This window comes from Arachidicoccus sp. (assembly GCF_050436765.1).
Classification (GTDB): Bacteria; Bacteroidota; Bacteroidia; order Chitinophagales; family Chitinophagaceae; genus Arachidicoccus.
In genome coordinates this window covers 1-1,124 of the sequence record NZ_JBNQGD010000214.1, presented here as the reverse complement: position 1 = coordinate 1,124, position 1,124 = coordinate 1, and the positions used below count along the sequence as shown (strand labels likewise).

The following is a 1,124-nucleotide window of genomic DNA, read 5'->3' as shown; positions in this document are numbered from 1 at the left end:
GTTTTTTCCAGTCCCTGCCCCAGGCTTTCCTTTTCTTTGCTACTAAATAATTTACCTAAAAAGCCCATAAGTCGTTTATAATTAATAATTTAAATAATATTAATTGCCATTGCTCCACCTAGAAGGATTGTTTCTCCACTCCAATAATGACGCTTCATCTTCTACATTTACCACTCCTTTCTCAATAGCCAAAGAAATTAAAGCCGGGTAATTTGTCAATGACTTGAAAGGAGTCTCGACATTTTCAAAGGCTTCAATAGCTATCCTAAAATCGTAATTAAAAATTGAAACAACAGATATAACTATAAGATTTTCAGACTTTAATACGTTCACAGCTTCTACGCTGCTTTTCCCAGTTGATATCAAATCTTCAATCATGACGACCTTCTGGCCTACTTTATAAGAGCCTTCAATTTGATTGCCTAAACCATGGGTCTTTGGTTTTGGCCGAACATACATAAAAGGTAACTTTAATTGATCCGCCACCATCGCCCCCCAAGGAATACCAGCAGTAGCCACTCCGGCAATTGCTTCGGCATCTGGATAAGATTCAAATACCACATTACATAATTCACTCTTTACAAAATCGCGCAAAAAGGGAAAGGATAATAATTTGCGGTTATCACAATATATAGGACTTTTCCAACCACTGGTCCAGATGAAGGGTTGCTGAATATTTAATTTTACAGCACTCGCTTGTAATAGTTTTTCAGCGATCGCTTTTTCGTTAGACATTGACATTTTCTTCTAAAAAATTTGAGCAAAGGTAAAATATTATTACTGGCTTTTAGGGTTATTTACTAAATTTAATGCTTAAAATAATTGTAATGCAAAAACATCTAATAGTTGCTGCCGGCGGATTGGTGCGGAACGAATCGGGTTATCTGTTAATGATTCACCGCCGCGGATTTTGGGATTTGCCGAAGGGAAAGCTAGACGAAGGCGAAACGATAGAGCAATGTGCTGTACGGGAGGTGGAAGAAGAGACCGGTTTACGAAATATTAAACGTGGAAAGCTCATTGGTATTACTTATCACGACTATTTTGATAAATGGACCAACCAAGACGTGACAAAAGAAACACATTGGTTTGAAATGCAAGTCGGCGGAGAACAACCGCTTGTT

At 37.8% G+C, this 1,124-nt stretch carries 2 protein-coding genes; one reads left to right on the top strand and one right to left on the bottom strand.

Annotated elements, in window-relative coordinates:
- Positions 1–99: 99 nt before the first annotated feature.
- Entirely contained in the window at positions 100–735 is a 636-nt protein-coding gene (gene pyrE, locus ACQR30_RS09485; RefSeq protein ID WP_429734390.1) for an orotate phosphoribosyltransferase, read from the bottom strand.
- 92 nt (positions 736–827) lie between these two features.
- Here pyrE and ACQR30_RS09480 point away from each other — a divergent pair.
- Positions 828–1,124: NUDIX hydrolase (locus ACQR30_RS09480; protein ID WP_429734388.1), on the top strand; the 297-nt coding region annotated here is incomplete at its 3' end.

Excerpts from the sequence above, each read along its gene's own strand:
- pyrE (WP_429734390.1), bottom strand. The coding sequence starts at position 735 with ATGTCTAACGAAAAAGCGATCGCTGAAAAACTATTACAAGCGAGTGCT.